Below are 18,797 nucleotides of genomic sequence, written 5' to 3'. Positions count from 1 at the left end.
GGAACAGCCCGACAAGTCAAGTATTCACCATCCGGAGGCAATCATGGACGCAACCCGCACAGACATTATTATCGCCGGAGCAGGTTATGTCGGCATGGCCACTGCTGTCGCGCTGAAGTCTTCTGCACCGCATCTCGGAGTGACCGTTATCGATGCAGCCCCCGCTGGTGTCTGGCGTAATGATACACGTGCATCGGCTATCGCGGCGGCGGCGAGCCGCATGCTGGACAAGCTTGGATGCTGGCAGAGTATCCTGCCGGAGGCTCAACCGATCAATGAGATGGTCGTGACGGACTCACGCACCGCCGATCCAGTTCGGCCCGTATTCCTGACCTTTGATGGCGAGATTGAACCGGGAGAGCCATTTGCGCATATGGTAGAAAACCGGCTTCTGAATGCTTCGCTACGAGAAAAGGCCGACAAGCTGGGCATTGTATTTATCGAAGGCGCGCCGGTGCATGGCTTTGAGCAAGGTGATAACGGTCTGACGGTCCGCTATGGCGATGAGGAATCATTGCAGGCACGGCTGCTGATTGCGGCGGATGGCGTGAAATCACGCCTGCGCGATATGGCAGGCATCAAGACGGTCAATTGGGAATACGGCCAGTCCGGGATCGTGTGCACAGTCGCCCATGAGCGCCCGCACAATGGCCGCGCGGAAGAGCACTTCCTGCCCGCAGGCCCTTTCGCGGTGCTGCCGCTGAAAGGCAATCGCTCGTCGCTGGTCTGGACTGAGCGGACTGCGGATGCTGACCGGCTCGTCAAGGAAGATGAATTCGTATTTGATGCCGAACTCGAACAACGCTTCGGTTTGAAGCTTGGCGAATTGCGCGTGGAAGGTGCGCGCAAAGCTTTCCCGCTAAGCCTCACGCTGGCTCGGGATTTCATAAAGCCCCGTTTCGCGCTTGTCGGTGATGCGGCACACGGCATCCACCCAATTGCCGGACAGGGCCTTAATCTCGGCTTCAAGGACGCCGCCGCCCTTGCCGAAACGATCGTCGATTCGGATCGGCTCGGCCTCGATATTGGCTCAATTGCAGTGCTGGAGCGCTACCAGACATGGCGCCGTTTCGATACGGTGCAGATGGGAGTAACCACGGACGTTCTCAACCGGCTCTTCTCCAACGACAATGTACCCATACGCGCCTTGCGTGATTTTGGTCTCGGCCTTGTCGAGCGCATGCCGCGGCTCAAGGGGTTCTTCATCCGCCAAGCCGCGGGATTGTCACCGACCGCCCCCAAACTGTTGCAGGGGCAGTCGATTTAACATTTGCACTACAGTCGCCGCCTAAAGCGGGCGCGGATATTTCCGGTAGATCGTTTCGATTTCAGCCAGAACTTCCGGCGAAAGCTTGAGATCGGCCGCAGCTATGTCGGTCTTCAGATGATCCATTGAAGTTGCTCCAATGATCACGGAAGTCATGAATGGCCGGGTGAGCGCGAAAGCAATGGCCATTTGTGCCACGTCAAGGCCGTGTTTCCGCGCCAGTTCCACATAGGCGCGCACCGCTGGCTCGGAATGCTCATTATTGCGCCAGAGCCCGCCGGTCTGGATCGCACCGCGTGTACCCGCCGGAATTTTTCCATCCAGATATTTGCCGGTGAGCACACCTGAAGCGAGCGATGAATAGGCCAATAGGCCCACATCCTCATGGTGACTGAGTTCGGCAAGGTCGAGATCGAACACGCGCTGGATCAGACTGTATTCATTCTGCACGGAGACAACACGCGGCAAGTCGCTGCGCTCCGCAAGTTTCAGCCATTGACCGATACCCCAAGCGGTTTCATTCGAAAGGCCGATCTGCCTGATCTTGCCTTCCTTGACCATATCGCCAAGACCAAGCAGTGCATCTTCGATCTGATCGAGAACCTCCGTCTGGTTTTGGGTATGCGGCGCGTACTTCCATGCTGTACCGAAATGATAATGGCCGCGCGCGGCGTAATGCACCTGATAAAGATCGATATAATCGGTCTGCAGTCGTTTCAGGCTGCCTTCCACCGCTTCGCGCACACTGGCACGGCTTGGCTTGTTGCCTTCACGAATCCAGCTATTGCCGCCACCCGAAATCTTTGTCGCCAGAACAAAGCGATCACGCTTACCGGTCTTCTTGAACCAGCTGCCAATATAGGACTCGGTTTTACCATAGGTTTCGGGACTGGATGGAATTGCATAGACTTCCGCCGTATCCATGAAATTGACGCCCGCATCCAGAGCATAATCGATCTGGTTGTGTGCATCGGCTTCAGTGTTTTGTACACCCCAGGTCATAGTGCCGAGGCAGATTTCCGTGACGTCAATATCCGTCCGGCCAAGTTTCTTCAGTTTCAAGGGAAGTTTCCTATCTCGATTGATCAGTCGACCTCAAGGCCAAGCTTTTGTTTGAGCTTCTTGACACGCTGGCCGTAAGTGGGAGGAACGGTGACAGCAGCCGCAGCTTTGCCTACCATATCAATCAATTCAAGCTTTTCCATATCGTTTAACCTCTGCCGCAAAAGTGGCGCGGTCTTTTCGATGACGGTGACCGCATCATCGATCTGGCTTGAAGCCCATTTTGCATAGATCACGGCCTCATCTGCCTTGGCAGGATCGCAAATATCGATAATCGCATTCCGGACGGCTTCGTAGTGTTTTTCTGTGATCGGAGTATCTTCACAAACAATGGCGAAGATGAGCGTTGCCGCAGCAAGAACCGGATCCTCAATCGCCGTCAAAGGCGAGTGTTCATGCTGAATGCGTATCTTTCTGCGACGCAGATAGCCACGCGCCTTTCCGGCAGTATCAATGACATCACTTGCTGCGTCACCCAAGGTGCGCATACGATACCACCAGAAAAGACCGCCCCCGACAATTCCAAGCAAAGCCAGAAGAATATGCATTTACAAGATCCCGTTTGATTTTTTCGTTCTACAGGGAGGATATCCATTTGTATATTATGCCAAGGTAGGGCCGCCATGGATTTGATACGGAACACTGATAGATATTACACGTTAACGGACGTACACCGATACATATCTCAACGAGGGAGAGACACTCATGGACAGACAAGCAACGGCAATTTGGCAGGGCGCGCTGAAAGACGGTAAAGGAACGCTGGACACGCAAAGTGGTGCCCTGAAAGCTCTTCCCTATAATTTCAAGGCGCGCTTCGAAGATGAAAGCGGCAAATCAGGCACCAATCCGGAAGAACTGCTTGCTGCTGCCCATGCCGGCTGCTTTGCCATGCAGCTTTCGCATTTTCTGGCTGAGAACGGCACACCGGCCGCCAACCTCGATGCCAAGGCAGTTGTTTCCATCAGCCCTGCAGCGGGCGGCGGCTTTGAGATCACCAAAAGCGCCTTGACGCTTGTCGGCGATGTTCCCGGCATTGACGCCGATACATTTGCAAAGCTTGCCGGTCAGGCTAAGGCAACCTGTCCGCTTTCAAAGGCACTCGGTGCAATTGAAGTTACGCTGGACGCCAAGCTGGCTTGATCTGATAAATCAAAAATTGCATAAAATTAAGAACGGGCGCTCTAGCGCCCGTTGCTATGTTAAACTCGGCGCTCCACCATCATCTTCTTGATTTCGGCAATTGCCTTGGCAGGGTTCAGACCCTTGGGGCATGTTTGCGCGCAGTTCATGATCGTGTGGCAACGGTAAAGCCGGAAAGGATCTTCCAGATTGTCCAGGCGTTCGCCTGTTGCCTCGTCACGGCTGTCAATCAGCCAGCGATAGGCCTGCAAGAGAACAGCAGGGCCGAGATAGCGGTCGCCATTCCACCAATAGCTTGGGCAGGATGTCGAGCAGCACGCGCAAAGGATGCATTCGTAAAGGCCGTCCAGCTTGGCGCGGTCTTCATGACTTTGCAGCCATTCCTTTGCAGGCTCCGGCGAAACGGTTTTCAACCAGGGTTCAATCGAGCGATGCTGGGCATAGAAATTCGACAAATCAGGAACCAGATCCTTGACCACCGGCAAGTGCGGCAAAGGATAAATCTTCACTGCGCCTTTGATCTCATCCATACCCTTGGTGCAGGCGAGTGTGTTTGTACCATCAATATTCATGGCACATGAGCCGCAAATGCCTTCACGGCAGGAGCGGCGCAAAGTTAGCGTCGGATCGATCTTGTTCTTGATCCATAACAGCCCATCAAGAACCATCGGGCCGCAATCATCCAGATCGACATAATATGTATCGATGCGCGGGTTTTCACCATCATCCGGCGACCAGCGGTAAATCCGGTATTCGCGCAAATTATTGGCACCGGCCGGACGCTCCCAGGTCTTGCCGGGCTGCATCTTCGAATTTTTGGGAAGTGCAAGTTCAACCATAATGCTCTTATTCCCTTAGTACACGCGCGCTTTTGGCGCGATCTTGGCGAGGCTGATGCCGCCATCCTCTTCCTTGACCAGCGGATCAAGGTGGACAGGACGATAGCCGAGCGTAACTTTGCCCTCAGGCGTCAGCCATGCAAGACTGTGCTTGCGCCAGTTGACATCATCGCGGTTCGGAAAATCCTCATGCGCATGCGCGCCGCGGCTTTCCTTGCGGGCTTCCGCAGCAACAACTGTGGTCAGAGCATTGGCCATGAGGTTTTCCAGCTCCAGCGTTTCCACCAGATCGGAATTCCAGATCATCGACCTATCGGTCACCTTCACGTCAGGCAACTCGCTCCAGATTTTCTCCATGCGGATGACGCCGGACTTCAGCGAGTCCGATGTGCGGAACACAGCAGCATCTTCCTGCATTGTCCTTTGCATCTTCTCGCGCAGCACAGCCGTTGGCGTTCCGCCATTGGCATGACGCAGCCGGTCAAAGCGATCCATGATCTTCTTGACCGAGGCCTCGTTAATTTCCGGGATTTTTGAATTGCGGTCGATCACCTGACCCGCGCGAATGGCAGCGGCACGACCGAACACAACCAGATCGATCAGCGAATTGGAGCCGAGCCGATTGGCACCATGAACCGAAGCGCAACCGGCCTCGCCCACAGCCATCAGACCGGGCTGGATGCGATCCGGATTTTCCGGCGTCGGATTGAGCGCCTCTCCCCAATAATTGGTGGGAATCCCGCCCATGTTGTAGTGAACTGTCGGCAGAACCGGAATGGGTTCGCGGGTCAAGTCGACACCGGCGAAAATCTTTGCCGATTCAGAAATACCGGGCAGACGCTCATGCAGAACCGCAGGGTCAAGATGATCCAGATGCAGGAAAATATGATCTTTGTCCTTGCCGACACCGCGACCTTCGCGAATTTCCAACGTCATGCAGCGGGAAACCACGTCGCGGGAAGCAAGATCCTTTGCGGAAGGGGCATAACGCTCCATGAAGCGCTCACCTTCGGAATTGACCAGATAGCCACCCTCGCCGCGCGCACCTTCAGTAATCAGGCAGCCGGCGCCATAAATGCCGGTCGGGTGAAACTGGACAAATTCCATGTCCTGCAAAGGCAAGCCAGCGCGGGCAACCATGCCGCCACCATCACCAGTGCAAGTATGCGCCGAGGTTGCGGAGAAATAAGAGCGGCCATAACCGCCTGTTGCCATGACCACCATCTTGGCGGCAAAGCGGTGAATTGTGCCGTCATCAAGGTTCCAAGCAACAACGCCAGTAATCGTGCCGTCTTCATCCTGAATGAGATCAAGCGCGAAATATTCGATGAAGAACTGCGCATTGTGGCGCAATGACTGGCCATAAAGCGTGTGCAGGATAGCATGACCGGTGCGGTCTGCCGCAGCGCAAGTACGCTGCACGGGCGGACCGTCGCCATAATTCATCATATGGCCGCCAAATGGACGCTGGTAAATCTTGCCTTCTTCGGTACGGGAGAAAGGCACACCATAATGCTCAAGCTCATAAACCGCAGCTGGTGCCTCGCGGGCCAGATATTCCATGGCATCGGTATCGCCGAGCCAGTCGGAACCCTTGACGGTATCGAACATATGCCACTGCCAGGAGTCTGCACCCATATTGCTGAGCGAGGCGGCAATACCGCCCTGCGCCGCAACCGTATGGGAACGGGTCGGGAATACCTTGGTAATACAGGCTGTTTTCAAGCCCTGTTCGGCCATGCCAAGCGTGGCGCGAAGACCGGCGCCGCCAGCACCGACGACAACCACATCGAACTTGTGGTCAACGAATGTGTAGGGCTTTGCGGCTTTGTTTTCTGTAGTTGCCATAATAGAGCTTAAACTCCGAAACTCAGCTTGAGGATCGCAAAGAGCGAAACAACACCGACTGCGATGGTGAAGAAGGTATTGAGCATGATGCAGGCGAGCTTTGCGCCTTCTGCATGCACATAGTCCTCAATAACGACCTGCATTCCAAGGCGCATATGGTAAAGGCCGGACAAAAGTACCAGAATGAGAACCAGCGCTGTCAGCGGATGTGAGAGTGCCGCGCGGGTTTCCTCAAAGCTTGCCCCATGCAGCGAAACAATCAGGCCGATGAAAAACAGCATCAGCGGAATGTTTGCGACTGCTGTCAGCCTTTGACGCCAGAAATGTTCGGTGCCTTCTTTCGCAGAACCCAATCCGCGAACTTTGGCAAGCGGCGTGCGCATATCAGCCATTGCTAAAGCTCCTCAACGCAGTGTGAATACGGCGACCCAGACAAGGGCCGTCAGCAGAACGGATGCAATGAGCGACGCCCATGCCATTTTCGTCGTGGTGTCTTTTTCCAGCCCACGCCCTGTATCCCAGATCAGATGGCGGATGCCGCCAATCATGTGATGAATGAGCGCCCAGGTGTAGCCAAGAAGCACCAGAAGGCCGATCCAGGAACCATAGACCATGGAAACAATATCGAACTGCTGTTCGCTCGTCGCGGTTGCGATCAACCACCAGGCAACCAGCAATGTACCGAAATAAAGCGCACAACCGGTAATACGGTGGACAATGGACATGACCATGGTCGGGATTGGTTTGTAGATTTGCAAGTGAGGCGACAAAGGCCGGTTTGCATGCAAATTTGTCTTGCTCATAGCGTCCCCAATGAGAAAAGCCACGCCATAGGGATGACAGAAAGGCGGGCAGGGCCGAAAGGCTGTTAAAGCCAATTTAGAAGGGTTTTAATGCGGTTTTTGCACTGCGTCAAAGCCCCATTCAAAACCCTCATGCGGCGAATTGGCCCGAATAGCAAGTCAATAAGGTTTTTCTATAAAATTCAATCGTTTAAACGCGGAAAATTGACGATCCGAAGGTCAGATTTACCAATCAAAATGCCGTTAAAAATAGTTGAGTGAGTCTATCCAGATTTACCCTAGCGCGGTTGAATTCAGCGCAATATGGGCAAGTTCATCTGCGACGATAAGAGTCGCTCACAGGTTGGAGCGACTCCATCCTCTATTTGCCGACTATTGATTGCCGAAGCGGATGACGAAGCTCGTCCAGTCCGCAGGCGCTGCAACCTGCTCGTATAGCTTGCGGCCATCCTCCGGCACACGCGGCGCATTGAGGGACAGCTTGGTCCAGCCGCGCTCTTCCGCCTTGTCGGCAAGCACGTCGATCAATGCCTTGGCGATACCCTTGCCGCGATGATCATGATGTACATAAATATGGTCCACCTGCCCTGCCCGCATGCCTGAAACCGGTTCCGGAAGATCATAGAAAATAACGAACCCGACCAGCTTGCCATCCAGCCGCGCACCAGCAATCTCCGCGGCACGGTCGCGCAAGAGGTTTTCAGCATAGTAATCGTCCGGGCGGCGCGGTGCGCCACGCTTCAGCGCTTGCGCGTAGCTGGCAAGCAGTGGTGAAAATTCATGCGCATCGTTCAAATGCAGCAGGGATATATCAATGGCGTGTTCGTCTGGAGCTTTCTTGGTCATTGTCGCTTCCGTCCCTTTATTACTGCCTACCGTTGCCGGGGTGCTTCAGGATTGGTTGATTGTGCCGTTCGCGTCAACCTTAACCCGGAATGAAAATCGATTTGAATCCATTCAGGCAGATGACAATCGTTAACAAATGGTTAAAGCTGATGTAACCGCCACCTGTCTTGAGGTCTGCTTCATGCTGCGCACATCACTTCTGGTCTTGTCCGTCCTGTCGGGTCTACCGGGTATCGCGTTTGCTGACGGCAATACCTATGGCGATGAATATGGCAATGTCATCATGCAGGAAGCGGGCGGTCCAAAGATCATCTTCGTCGGGTCAAGAGCGGCAAAGTCCGACGTGATCGGACGGGATGTGCGGCGCACAACACCTGTCTATAAACGCGCCAGCGGACCTTCTGTTATTTACCCTGCTGCCGATCACCTGGTCGTGGGTGTCATACCCGCCCCCAATACGAGCTGTGATGCACCAATCGTCATCAAGGGCTTGAGCTATCGTTACGGACTGGACCGCAACGAGATCGCAATCCTCGGACATCCCGGCTGCCCCGACTGATCTAAGGACAGATTTAATTTGCCTCAAATGCGCAGCGCCTGTATGGCACCCGCACATTTGAAAGGTATTGAATATGACTCAGCGCTCTGGGGGCGCCCTCGTTCTATTTTCCGGCGGACAGGATTCCGCCACCTGTCTGGCTTGGGCACTATCGCAGTTTGACCGCGTTGAAACTGTCGGCTTCGACTATGGCCAACGCCACAAAATTGAACTTGAGGTCCGCAAGGAATTCCGTGCGGCGCTGACCAAACAATTTCCCGAATGGGCGTTGCAACTCGGCGAGGACCATATGCTCGACGCCGGCATTATCGGCCAGCTGGGCGGCTCAGCCATGACTGAGAGCATTGCCATTGAAATGGCAGAAAATGGCCTGCCCAATACATTCGTTCCGGGACGCAATCTGCTTTTCTTTACACTGGCGGCGGCATTGGCCTATCGGCGTGGGTTGCGGGTGATCGTCGGCGGCATGTGCGAGACAGATTATTCCGGCTACCCTGATTGCCGCGACGACACGCTAAAAGCCCAGCAAGTGGCTCTTTCGCTGGGGCTGGATCGCCGTATCACCATCGAAACACCCCTCATGTGGCTGGACAAGGCGCAGACATTTGCACTGGCCCAAGAACTTGGCGGTCAATCACTGCTCGGCCTGATCGTTGAAAACAGCCATACCTGCTATCTCGGCGATAGAAGCAAGCGTCATGACTGGGGCTATGGTTGCGGCACATGTCCCGCCTGCGAGTTGCGGTCAAGCGGCTGGCAGAAGTTCAAGGCGGAGGCCGCGTGACCTACGCTGTCAAGGAAATCTACCTGACTTTGCAAGGCGAAGGCAATCATACGGGCCGCGCAGCGGTATTCATGCGCTTTGCCGGATGCAATCTATGGTCTGGTCTCGAACGGGATCGCGAAAAGGCGACCTGCCAGTTTTGCGATACGGATTTTATCGGCATTGATGGACCGGGCGGCGGCAAATTCAAAACTGCCGACGCGCTTGCCGATGCTGTTGCCGCCCAGTGGCCGCAAGGTGTCGGTGGCAAACCCTATGTCATATGCACGGGCGGCGAACCGCTGCTGCAACTTGATGCGCCGCTCATCGACGCATTCCACGCACGGGGCTTTGAGGTCGGGATCGAGACCAATGGCACGCTGGAAGCCCCGGGCAGCATTGACTGGATTTGCGTCTCGCCAAAAGCGGCAGCGCCGCTGGTACAGACGCGGGGCAATGAACTGAAACTGGTCTTCCCGCAAAAGGAAATTGAGGCGCATCCTTCACGTTTCGAGCAGCTTTCCTTTGAGCATTTCTACCTTCAACCTCTTGACGTCATCGGTGATCCGGCGCAAACCGCCGCGCATGTGGCATCTGCAGCGGCCTATTGCCTCGCCCACCCGCTTTGGCGGCTGAGCACGCAGACACATAAGATGAACGGTCTTCCATAGGGCAAACCCTTTCGGTGCCGTGTTTGACTTTGCGGGCGCCTGTATTGCGCCAAGGCTAATGGAGCACTTATGAGAATCTTCAACGAATTTACGTTTGAGGCGGCACATCATTTGCCGCATGTTTTTCCTGACGGGCACGTCAATACGCGACTGCATGGACATAGTTTCCGCGTGCGTGTGACGCTTGAGGGAAAACCTGACAAAAGGACCGGTCTTATCGCCGACCTTGGACAGGTCGAGACCGCTTTCGGCACTGCCCGGGAAAAGCTGGACCATCGCTATCTGAACGAGATCGAAGGGCTCGAAACCCCAACTCTGGAAAACATCGCCATGTGGCTGTGGCGGCATTTCTATCCTGAGTTGCCGAGCCTTGCGCAGATCGGTGTCTATCGCGATACTTGCGGCGAAGGCTGCGAATATCAGGGTGAGTATGAAACGCGGAGGGTCGCAGCATGAGCCATTATGCAGAAAGCTCAACCATGTTGGGCAAGGATGTGAAGCTGCCGCAGCATCCCGATGAGGCAATTCTGGAAGCAGTTCCCAACCCGCAGGCCGGAACATTATTCCTCACACGTTTCGCCTGCCCCGAATTCACCTCGCTTTGCCCCGTGACGGGCCAGCCGGATTTCGGTCATCTCGTCATCGATTATGCGCCGGGCGAGACATTGCTTGAGTCCAAATCGCTCAAGTTGTTTTTGGGCAGTTTCCGCAATCATGGCGCGTTTCACGAAGATTGCACTGTGAGTATTGGCAAGCGCATTGTTGAAACCGTCAAGCCCTTATGGCTGCGCATTGGCGGCTACTGGTACCCACGCGGCGGCATTCCCATTGACGTGTTCTGGCAAACGGGCCCGATGCCGGAAGGGTTGTGGTTGCCGGATCAGGGCGTGCCGAGCTACCGGGGACGGTAATTCGTTTCATAAAGCCCCCGCCTCTCCGTCATCCTCGGGCTTGACCCGAGGAACTAGTTGAGGAGGGGCTTGCCCCCTAATACTCGCACAGAAGGTAAGAGTGGGTCCTCGGGTCAAGCCCGAGGATGACGGAGAGGGAAGCGATTGGATTCCAATCCTGTGCAGTAACAACCCTGCTCCCTATGGAGAGAAAGCTACCGTAGGCCTACTTCCACTCACGAATATCGACAAAATGTCCGGCAATTGCAGCGGCGGCGGCCATGGCAGGCGACACGAGATGTGTGCGGCCCTTGAAGCCCTGACGGCCTTCAAAATTGCGGTTTGATGTCGATGCGCAACGCTCACCTGGCTTCAGGCGATCATCATTCATGGCAAGGCACATGGAGCAGCCCGGCTCGCGCCAGTCAAAGCCTGCTTCCTTGAAAATCTTATCGAGACCTTCGGCTTCCGCCATTTCCTTGACCAGACCAGAGCCTGGCACAATCATCGCATCCACAGTTGGGCTGACCTTGCGGCCTTCAACAACTTTGGCGACAGCGCGAAGGTCTTCGATACGACCATTGGTGCATGAACCGATGAAGACGCGATCAAGCTTGATATCAGTGATCGGAGTACCTGGCTTCAGGCCCATATAATCCAGAGCGCGCCATTTTGAGGAGCGCTTGGTTTCATCCGCAATATCGTCTGGGTTTGGAACAGCCCCCATGACGGAGATGACGTCTTCCGGTGATGAGCCCCAGGAAACGATGGGCGGCAAATCAGCAGCATTCAGAACAACAACCTTGTCGAAATGCGCGCCCTCATCGCTCTGCAAAGTCTTCCAATATTCCACAGCACGATCAAACTGCTCGCCCTTGGGCGCGCGCGGCTTGTCTTTCACATAGGCGAATGTCGTCTCATCAGGCGCAATCAGGCCAGCGCGTGCGCCACCCTCAATCGACATGTTGCAGATGGTCATGCGGCCTTCCATCGACAATGCGCGAATGGCTTCGCCCGCATATTCGATGACATAGCCCGTGCCGCCGGCAGTGCCGATTTCACCGATGATGGCCAGAATAATATCCTTGGCTGTCACACCCTCCGGAAGGACGCCATCAACACGCACCAGCATGTTCTTGGCTTTTGACTGAATCAGCGTTTGTGTGGCGAGCACGTGCTCGACTTCCGACGTGCCGATACCATGGGCCAATGCGCCAAACGCGCCATGGGTCGAAGTGTGGCTATCGCCGCAGACAATGGTCATGCCAGGCAGGGTGAAACCCTGTTCCGGCCCGATAATATGAACGATGCCCTGACGAATGTCTTTTTCCGAATAATATTCGACGCCGAAATCCGCAGCATTTTTCGCCAATGCTTCAACCTGAATGCGGCTTTCTTCGTTCTTGATGCCGTTGATGCGATCCGGCGAGGTCGGAACATTATGATCAACCACGGCAAGCGTCTTTTCCGGATGGCGAACCTTGCGACCGGTCAAGCGCAAACCTTCAAAGGCCTGCGGGCTGGTGACTTCATGCACAAGGTGGCGATCAATATAGAGAAGGCAGGTGCCGTCATCCTGACTGTCAACCAAATGGTCATCCCAGATCTTGTCATAAAGTGTGCGTGGCGCAATCATCGCGATATCCTGGCAGTGGGGTCTTTTCGATTATTTCGTGGACATATGCACTTGAGGCCTCTCAACGTCAAGAAACAAGCATGAAAAGTGACAATGCGCCGCTACCTGTCAGGTGAAATCACCGGTTGCGTTGCGCAAGACGCCGTTCAACCCATCGCAACAGCAAAGAAAGGCTGATGGTCAAGATAAGATATATATAGGCGACCACAGAATAGGTTTCAAAAAAGCGGAATGACCCTGAGGCATAGACCTTGCCCATCTGAGTAATATCGACAACCCCGAGGACCGATACCAGCGATGAATCCTTCACCATGGCGATGAAATCATTGCCGTAAGGCGGCAAAATAGTGCGGATCGCCTGCGGCATCACAATCAGCCGGAAACGCGGAAAGCGCCGAAGCCCGAGCGCCTTGGCTGCTTCGATCTGGCCTGCATCGACAGCTTGAATGCCAGCGCGGAAAATCTCGGCAAGAAAGGCTGAATAGGCAAGAACGAGCGCAATGATCGCACGCCAGAGCAGGGAGAAATCCCGCACCAGCAGCGGCTCAGTGTAGCCAGCATTTTGCAATGGGTGCGTTATGAAATTCCATGCATAGACCAGGGCCGGGGCGCCGACAAAAGCGATATAGAACAACAGCACCAGCAGTGGAACACCGCGCATGATCTCCACATAAAACCGCGCGATCTGCCGGACGGCGATATATTCCGACCGGCTCATAATGGCCAAAACGAGCCCCAACACCGATGCAAGAAAGAACGCAACGATAGACACCCAGACGGTTATCCAGATGCCTTGCGCAACGGTTGAAAAAACCTGCCCGTAAAGCGGATTGATGAGAATAGCGAGGCCCAAGGCGATAGCGATCCCCGCGGCGACAATGAGCCACCACGGAAAGTCAGCCTTTTCCGCCGGGCGTGATGCGGCTTCGGGCTTCAAGAACGCATACTCACCTATTGACCAAGCTTGTAGTCGAGAAACCACTTCTTGTTCAGCGCGTCGAATGTGCCGTCAGCCTTCAATGCAGCAATGGCCGCATTAACCGGAGCGACTAGATCGGAGCCTTTTGGAAAGATAAAGCCGAAATCTTCCGCACCGAGCGGCCCGCCAATCAGCTTCAATGCACCGCCGGATGCATCCACATAGCCCTTGCCCGCGGTGCTGTCAGTCAGGACCAGATCAACATCGCCGGTTTTCAGCGCTTGAATGGTTGCGCCGAATGTTTCAAACAACTTGATACGCGGATTCTGCTCATTGCCATCGAGGACATTGTAGACGGCAACATAGAAATTACTCGTTCCCGGCTGTGCCCCGACCAGCGTATCCTTGGACTCCGAAAAGCTCTTGGCGTCCGTGAAGCGTTTCTCATCGCTGCGAACCAGCATGAACTGCTCAGAGCGCATATAGGGCTCGGAAAAATCCACCTTCTGCTTGCGCTCGTCATTGATAGTTATGCCGGTCATACCGATCTGGTATTGATTATCAGACACCGCCTGGATCATCGCATCCCAGCTTGTATTGAGATACTCGATCTTGAAGTTGAGGCGCTTGGCGATTTCGTTCATCGCATCATATTCCCAGCCCACCGGCTTACCGGTCTTGGGATCGACGAATTGTAACGGCGGATAGGCATTCTCCGTAACCACAGTCACCTCTTTGCCGCCCAGATCAGGCAGATCAGCGGAGAAAGCGGAAATGGGAAGCATGGCCAGCGTTATCGCTGCCAGAAAAACGGCCGAAAAAATGGAACGCAAGTTCATCGGAGTCCCCCTTGTCGTGAAATAGTTGGCAAACTGATTTCACCTTGTCACCAGCGCGTCAATCCCCGCAAGCATGTCTGTTTCTTCTAACGGCAGTCACGAGGAAAAAACGCTCAAAAACAAAAAGGCGGCCCAAGGACCGCCTTTTTCAAAATTCATGCATAGCGCTTATTCAGCAGCAGGTGCCTTTGCAACAGTTGCTTCAGTCACTGTTTCGGCAGTGCCTGTTGCAGGAACTGAAGTCTTGTTCTTGCGGTTGTCTTTTTTCTCGACGATACGAGCAGCCTTACCTGTAAGACCACGCAGATAGTAAAGCTTCGCACGACGTACCTTACCGCGACGAACAATATCAACACCTTCGACCAGCGGTGAAATGATCGGGAATACGCGTTCTACGCCTTCGCCATAGGAAATCTTGCGAACTGTGAAGTTCTCATTGATGCCGGCGCCATTACGGGCAATGCAAACGCCTTCATAGGCCTGCACGCGGGTACGTGTACCTTCGGTAACACGAACATTGACACGAACTGTGTCGCCTGGCTTGAAATCTGGAAGCACGCGCTTGGCTTCGATTTTTGCTCTCTGTTCGAGATCGAGCTGACGAATAATATCGACGGCCATTGTCTTATCCTTTTATTGTTCAAACAGTCAGAGCGTCCACACTTGAAAGCAGCATCCTGGCCGCGTTTCTATGTCTCGCGAGAGACAGGGGCGAATTCACCATCCATTGATTAAACAGACTTCGGATTTTCCGAGTTGGCGGGCAATTACACCATAAAAGCCGCTTTGTCACCTGTTTTACCGATTCTTTTTATCCCAAAGATCCGGCCGCCGCTCGCGCGTCAGTCTTTCAGCTTCGGCCCGCCGCCATTTATCGATAGCGCCGTGATTGCCGGAAAGAAGCACATCCGGAATACGGCGTCCCTCCCATTCCTGCGGTTTGGTGTAGTGTGGATGCTCAAGCAGTCCCGTCTCAAAGCTCTCGGTTTCACCTGAAAGCACATTGCCCATGACACCTGGCAAAAGTCGGACAATCGCATCCAGCACGACGATGGCCGCTGTTTCGCCGCCAGACAGAATATAATCGCCGATGGAGACTTCTTCAAAGCCGCGTCCTTCGATCAGACGCTCATCCACGCCCTCGAAACGTCCGCAGAGCAAGATTGCCCCCGGGCCTGCCGCAAGTTCGCGTACACGCGCCTGTGTCAAAGGTTTGCCCCGCGGACTCATGAACAGTTTCGGACGCTCGTCCGCCACCTGATCAACCGCACGCCCCAGTACATCGGGTTTCATCACCATGCCCGCACCGCCGCCCGCAGGCGTATCATCGACCATGCGGTGCTTGTCTGTCGCATAATCGCGTATTTGTACGGTCTCGAGCGACCATGCCCCCTCGGCCAAGGCTTTGCCTGCCAGCGAAATGCCAAGTGGTCCCGGGAACATTTCAGGGTAAAGCGTCAGGACAGTTGCGCGAAAGCCGGCCATCAGGACTTGTCTTTGCCTTCACCGCCAAGCTGACGGCGGCGCTCCTCATCCTCATTCTCATCGGGAAGAAGACCAGCGGCGGCAGGATCGACAACGATATGTCCGGCCTTGAGGTCAACCTGCGGCACAGCAGCCAATGTGAAAGGGATCAGCATGGGACGTTTGCCCGGAATCGAAAGCTCCAGCAGATCGCCACCACCAAAATCAAACATGGCCGACACCTTGCCATGCCTGTTGCCATCTGCGTCGATTGCTTCCAGCCCGATCAGATCCGAGTGGTAATATTCGTCTTCGTCCAGATCCTGCGGCAGTTGCGAACGCTCAATAAACAGCGTTGTTCCATTCAGTGCCTCGGCCATATTACGGTCATTGACGCCGCGAAAACGCACGACAACGACAGTCTTGGACGGACGGATATCCAGCACTTCGAAAGCCCTGCCGGTCACATCATAAAGCGGCCCATAATCGGCAAGCGCCATGGGGTCGCCGGTAAATGTTTTTACCCTGAGTTCGCCGCGCGTTCCATGTGCCGCACCGATCACCGCCAACTGAACCGGATCATTCAACTTTGCCATTGGTCTATCCATTTAAAATCTGTTCTGCCCGAATTAGAGCAAACGCCGGATAAAACCAAGGCGAAACGTTCTCGTAAGGGTTCCTATGCCATTGTCCGCATAACAAAGCCGAGGAGCGATGCCGTGGGTGTCCAACCGAAAACCGAACAGTTTCTTATTTCCGCGCGCCCCGATCTGATCGATGCGCGCGAAAACTGGCTGAAGTCGCTCAAGAACACGCGCCGCCTCGCCACCAATACGCTTGAAGCCTATGAGCGTGACACGCGGCAGTTCTTTCAGTTCCTCACCGGCCATCTGGGTGAACCTCCGGCGCTGAAAGACGTGGCGACATTACGGATTGCCGATCTTCGCTCATTTCTGGCGCGGCGGCGCAATGATGGTGCGGGCGCACGCACGCTCGGACGCGGGCTTGCCGGTATCCGCTCCTTCCTGCGCTATCTGGAAAAGCAGGGGATGGCCAATGCAGCGGCCTCCATCGCCATGCGTGCGCCAAAACAGCCCAAATCACTGCCAAAGCCGCTAACAACAATCGACGCACGGCGCGTTGTCGAGATTGGCGGGCAGCTCAATGAAGAGCCATGGATCGCAGCCCGCAATGCCGCCGTGCTGACACTGCTCTATGGCTGTGGCCTGCGCATTTCCGAAGCGCTCGGATTGGATGGTGGAGCATTGACCGATCCCGATGCCCGCTCAATTCCCATTACCGGAAAGGGCGGCAAGACACGCATGGTTCCCCTGCTTCCGATTGTACACCGGGCGATTGCGGAATATCGCAAGCTTTGCCCCTATGATTTGGAGGAAGGCAAGCCGCTGTTTCGCGGTGCGCGCGGCGGCGATCTGCATTCGGCCATAATCCAGCGCGATATGCAGAAAATGCGTGGAGCGCTTGGCCTGCCTGATACTGCAACGCCACATGCGCTACGCCATTCCTTTGCAACGCATTTGCTGGGTCGTGGCGGTGATCTGCGGACCATTCAGGAACTGCTCGGTCATGCCAGCCTTTCAACAACACAGGTCTATACGGGCGTCGATACGGATCGCCTGATGGAAATTTACGACAAAGCGCATCCCCGCGCGTGATTGAAGCAGTTGAGACTATTGATGGACAATAATATTTCGTCTCCATTTGACCGTTATGCCGATGCCTTGTTGCGGCTTTGCGCGGGATTGAGCTGGCTTCTGCTGGCATCATTTTTCGCCGTGGTTTTCAGCGCTGGCTATGCCCGCGCGGACGAAACGTGCGCGGGCAGTAATCTGATAGAGGAAATGGCCAAATCGGACCCTGCAAAACTTGAAACATTGCGCAAAGAGGCCGCCGCCACACCCAATGGCCATGGGCTCCTCTGGAAAATCGAAAAGCCCGGCATCAAACCTTCCTGGCTTTACGGCACAATGCATCTGACTGATCCGCGCGTTCTGAAGCTCTCCGATGCGGCTCAAGCGGCTTATAGTGCCGCCGATCCAATTGTGATCGAAACAGATGAAATTCTGGATCCCAAAGGCATAATGAAGGTAATGGCCGAGTCGCCGGAACTGATGATGTTCACAGATGGAACGACCTTGGAAAAGGTCATCCCCGCAGACAAGCTGGATGGTGTCAAAGCCGCCCTTTCAGAACGGGGAATTCCGTTGAGCTCTGTAAACAAGATGCAACCCTGGATGCTCACAAGCATGCTTGCCCTACCCGCCTGTGAAATGGCCCGGAAAAAGCAAGGTGCCGCGTTTCTTGATATCAAGCTGGCACAGGAAGCCAAGGAAAAAGGCAAGCAGATTGCCGGACTGGAAACGATCCGCGACCAGTTAGGGGCCATGGCGTCGCTGCCTGCAAAATTTCATATTGATGGCGTGGTTGAAATGCTGGCGCTTGGACCGAAGATGAAAGACATATTCGAGACAATGACCGTTCTTTATGTACAGGGTGATATTGGCATGATATTTCCGCTCATGCGATCAGTGTCGCCCGACGGCACAGTCAGCGGCCAAAATTATGCGGAATTTGAAGAAAAAATGGTCAGCGCACGCAATCGAACCATGGCGGAGCGTGCAGAACCAATAATTGCCAAAGGAAACGCATTTATAGCTGTCGGTGCTTTGCATCTTCCCGGCGAACACGGCTTGGTATCTCTTCTCAAAGAGCAAAACTATACAGTGACAGCGCAGTAGAGCGCGGAACAGGCATAAAGGGTTCTGGAACTTTACAGCATGCCATCCGTTATCCATTCATCGGCATCGCTTGAATGCCATGGAGGATAGAACATGACCTACGATCCAAATGTGCAACGACCGGCAAATGATCCGTTGGACCCGGCCAAAACAGATCGGCCTTCTACAGTTATCAACAATAAGTCCGGTAGTGGCGGAACCTATCTGGTTGCTGCCATCATTATCGCTGCAATCGTTATCGGCGGTTATTACTTCCTGAACGGGAATACCGAAATGAACGCTCCGGCGCCGACAGCGCCAGCCACCGATACCACAACGCCGCCAGCACCGGCGCCGGCTGAACCTCCGGCATCAACTGCACCGGCTCCTGCCGAACCTGCTCCTGCGCCAGCTCCCGCCGAGCCCGAGCCCGCACCAGCCCCGGCGCCTGCACCAGCCCCTGCTAATTAATGCGGTGAACCATAATAAAAAGGCCCGAATGTTCGGGCC

The 18,797-nt window shown here is 54.8% G+C and carries 23 protein-coding genes; 10 read left to right on the top strand and 13 right to left on the bottom strand.

The window, feature by feature from the left end:
• The first annotated feature begins 43 nt into the window (after positions 1 to 43).
• Positions 44 to 1,267: a ubiquinone biosynthesis hydroxylase gene (locus ACTJI9_RS12240; protein WP_440808277.1), complete on the top strand. Its 1,224-nt coding sequence runs from the start codon at positions 44 to 46 to the stop codon at positions 1,265 to 1,267.
• A gap of 21 nt (positions 1,268 to 1,288) precedes the next feature.
• On the opposite strand, the gene ACTJI9_RS12235 is transcribed toward ACTJI9_RS12240, so the two are convergent.
• Both ACTJI9_RS12235 and ACTJI9_RS12230 read right to left on the bottom strand, forming a co-directional pair.
• Entirely contained in the window at positions 1,289 to 2,329 is a 1,041-nt protein-coding gene (locus ACTJI9_RS12235) for an aldo/keto reductase (protein ID WP_336440368.1), read from the bottom strand.
• A gap of 23 nt (positions 2,330 to 2,352) precedes the next feature.
• Positions 2,353 to 2,877, bottom strand: coding sequence for a hypothetical protein (locus ACTJI9_RS12230; protein WP_115054412.1), 525 nt, complete (start codon positions 2,875 to 2,877; stop codon positions 2,353 to 2,355).
• 157 nt (positions 2,878 to 3,034) lie between these two features.
• Here ACTJI9_RS12230 and ACTJI9_RS12225 point away from each other — a divergent pair, with 157 nt between their 5' ends.
• The gene (locus ACTJI9_RS12225) at positions 3,035 to 3,472 is read left to right on the top strand and encodes an OsmC family protein (protein ID WP_115054413.1); all 438 of its coding nucleotides are present in this window, start codon (positions 3,035 to 3,037) and stop codon (positions 3,470 to 3,472) included.
• 59 nt (positions 3,473 to 3,531) lie between these two features.
• On the opposite strand, the gene ACTJI9_RS12220 is transcribed toward ACTJI9_RS12225, so the two are convergent.
• From ACTJI9_RS12220 to ACTJI9_RS12200, 5 genes are all read right to left on the bottom strand, one after another.
• A complete protein-coding gene (locus ACTJI9_RS12220) occupies positions 3,532 to 4,311 on the bottom strand; it encodes a succinate dehydrogenase iron-sulfur subunit (RefSeq protein ID WP_115054414.1) in 780 nt (259 codons plus the stop codon).
• 15 nt (positions 4,312 to 4,326) lie between these two features.
• Positions 4,327 to 6,159 (bottom strand): succinate dehydrogenase flavoprotein subunit, encoded by a 1,833-nt coding sequence (gene sdhA, locus ACTJI9_RS12215; protein ID WP_440808273.1) that lies wholly within the window; start codon positions 6,157 to 6,159, stop codon positions 4,327 to 4,329.
• Positions 6,160 to 6,167: 8 nt separating this feature from the next.
• The gene (gene sdhD / locus ACTJI9_RS12210; RefSeq protein ID WP_115054416.1) at positions 6,168 to 6,551 is read right to left on the bottom strand and encodes a succinate dehydrogenase, hydrophobic membrane anchor protein; all 384 of its coding nucleotides are present in this window, start codon (positions 6,549 to 6,551) and stop codon (positions 6,168 to 6,170) included.
• A gap of 12 nt (positions 6,552 to 6,563) precedes the next feature.
• Entirely contained in the window at positions 6,564 to 6,962 is a 399-nt protein-coding gene (gene sdhC / locus ACTJI9_RS12205; RefSeq protein ID WP_307281276.1) for a succinate dehydrogenase, cytochrome b556 subunit, read from the bottom strand.
• A gap of 372 nt (positions 6,963 to 7,334) precedes the next feature.
• On the bottom strand, positions 7,335 to 7,808 hold the full coding sequence (locus ACTJI9_RS12200; RefSeq protein ID WP_115054418.1) for a GNAT family N-acetyltransferase: 474 nt from the start codon (positions 7,806 to 7,808) through the stop codon (positions 7,335 to 7,337).
• A 181-nt stretch (positions 7,809 to 7,989) separates the two neighbouring features.
• On the opposite strand from ACTJI9_RS12200, the gene ACTJI9_RS12195 reads away from it, so the two are divergent.
• The 5 genes from ACTJI9_RS12195 (at position 7,990) to queF (ending at position 10,712) form a co-directional block, all read left to right on the top strand.
• On the top strand, positions 7,990 to 8,367 hold the full coding sequence (locus ACTJI9_RS12195; protein ID WP_440808268.1) for a hypothetical protein: 378 nt from the start codon (positions 7,990 to 7,992) through the stop codon (positions 8,365 to 8,367).
• Between the two features lie 73 nt (positions 8,368 to 8,440).
• The gene (gene queC / locus ACTJI9_RS12190; protein WP_440808265.1) at positions 8,441 to 9,151 is read left to right on the top strand and encodes a 7-cyano-7-deazaguanine synthase QueC; all 711 of its coding nucleotides are present in this window, start codon (positions 8,441 to 8,443) and stop codon (positions 9,149 to 9,151) included.
• Complete coding sequence (gene queE / locus ACTJI9_RS12185; protein ID WP_440808263.1) at positions 9,148 to 9,801, top strand: 7-carboxy-7-deazaguanine synthase; 654 nt, start codon at positions 9,148 to 9,150, stop codon at positions 9,799 to 9,801. Before queC ends, queE begins: the two co-directional genes overlap by 4 nt.
• Positions 9,802 to 9,870: 69 nt before the next feature.
• Positions 9,871 to 10,257: a 6-pyruvoyl trahydropterin synthase family protein gene (locus tag ACTJI9_RS12180; RefSeq protein WP_115054422.1), complete on the top strand. Its 387-nt coding sequence runs from the start codon at positions 9,871 to 9,873 to the stop codon at positions 10,255 to 10,257.
• Between the two features lie 23 nt (positions 10,258 to 10,280).
• On the top strand, positions 10,281 to 10,712 hold the full coding sequence (gene queF / locus ACTJI9_RS12175; RefSeq protein ID WP_370878842.1) for a preQ(1) synthase: 432 nt from the start codon (positions 10,281 to 10,283) through the stop codon (positions 10,710 to 10,712).
• Between the two features lie 205 nt (positions 10,713 to 10,917).
• On the opposite strand, the gene leuC is transcribed toward queF, so the two are convergent.
• The 6 genes from leuC to rimM form a co-directional block, all read right to left on the bottom strand.
• Entirely contained in the window at positions 10,918 to 12,327 is a 1,410-nt protein-coding gene (leuC, locus tag ACTJI9_RS12170; RefSeq protein WP_115054424.1) for a 3-isopropylmalate dehydratase large subunit, read from the bottom strand.
• 118 nt (positions 12,328 to 12,445) lie between these two features.
• Positions 12,446 to 13,264, bottom strand: coding sequence for an amino acid ABC transporter permease (locus ACTJI9_RS12165; RefSeq protein ID WP_307281292.1), 819 nt, complete (start codon positions 13,262 to 13,264; stop codon positions 12,446 to 12,448).
• Between the two features lie 14 nt (positions 13,265 to 13,278).
• A complete protein-coding gene (locus ACTJI9_RS12160; protein WP_435530123.1) occupies positions 13,279 to 14,031 on the bottom strand; it encodes a transporter substrate-binding domain-containing protein in 753 nt (250 codons plus the stop codon).
• 222 nt (positions 14,032 to 14,253) lie between these two features.
• Positions 14,254 to 14,706: a 50S ribosomal protein L19 gene (rplS, locus tag ACTJI9_RS12155; protein ID WP_115054427.1), complete on the bottom strand. Its 453-nt coding sequence runs from the start codon at positions 14,704 to 14,706 to the stop codon at positions 14,254 to 14,256.
• A gap of 177 nt (positions 14,707 to 14,883) precedes the next feature.
• Positions 14,884 to 15,570: a tRNA (guanosine(37)-N1)-methyltransferase TrmD gene (trmD, locus tag ACTJI9_RS12150; RefSeq protein ID WP_440808259.1), complete on the bottom strand. Its 687-nt coding sequence runs from the start codon at positions 15,568 to 15,570 to the stop codon at positions 14,884 to 14,886.
• Positions 15,570 to 16,145: a ribosome maturation factor RimM gene (gene rimM, locus ACTJI9_RS12145; protein ID WP_307281301.1), complete on the bottom strand. Its 576-nt coding sequence runs from the start codon at positions 16,143 to 16,145 to the stop codon at positions 15,570 to 15,572. The genes trmD and rimM overlap by 1 nt, the downstream gene beginning before the upstream one ends.
• A 123-nt stretch (positions 16,146 to 16,268) precedes the next feature.
• Here rimM and ACTJI9_RS12140 point away from each other — a divergent pair, with 123 nt between their 5' ends.
• From ACTJI9_RS12140 to ACTJI9_RS12130, 3 genes are all read left to right on the top strand, one after another.
• Complete coding sequence (locus ACTJI9_RS12140) at positions 16,269 to 17,225, top strand: tyrosine-type recombinase/integrase (protein ID WP_115054430.1); 957 nt, start codon at positions 16,269 to 16,271, stop codon at positions 17,223 to 17,225.
• A 21-nt stretch (positions 17,226 to 17,246) separates the two neighbouring features.
• A complete protein-coding gene (locus ACTJI9_RS12135) occupies positions 17,247 to 18,308 on the top strand; it encodes a TraB/GumN family protein (RefSeq protein ID WP_440808257.1) in 1,062 nt (353 codons plus the stop codon).
• Positions 18,309 to 18,401: 93 nt separating this feature from the next.
• Positions 18,402 to 18,758: a hypothetical protein gene (locus ACTJI9_RS12130; protein ID WP_440808255.1), complete on the top strand. Its 357-nt coding sequence runs from the start codon at positions 18,402 to 18,404 to the stop codon at positions 18,756 to 18,758.
• Positions 18,759 to 18,797: the final 39 nt, after the last annotated feature.

It is taken from the genome of Phyllobacterium sp. 22552 (assembly GCF_052044585.1).
Classification (GTDB): Bacteria; Pseudomonadota; Alphaproteobacteria; order Rhizobiales; family Rhizobiaceae; genus Phyllobacterium; species Phyllobacterium ifriqiyense.
This window is presented reverse-complemented; position numbering and strand designations above follow the sequence as displayed.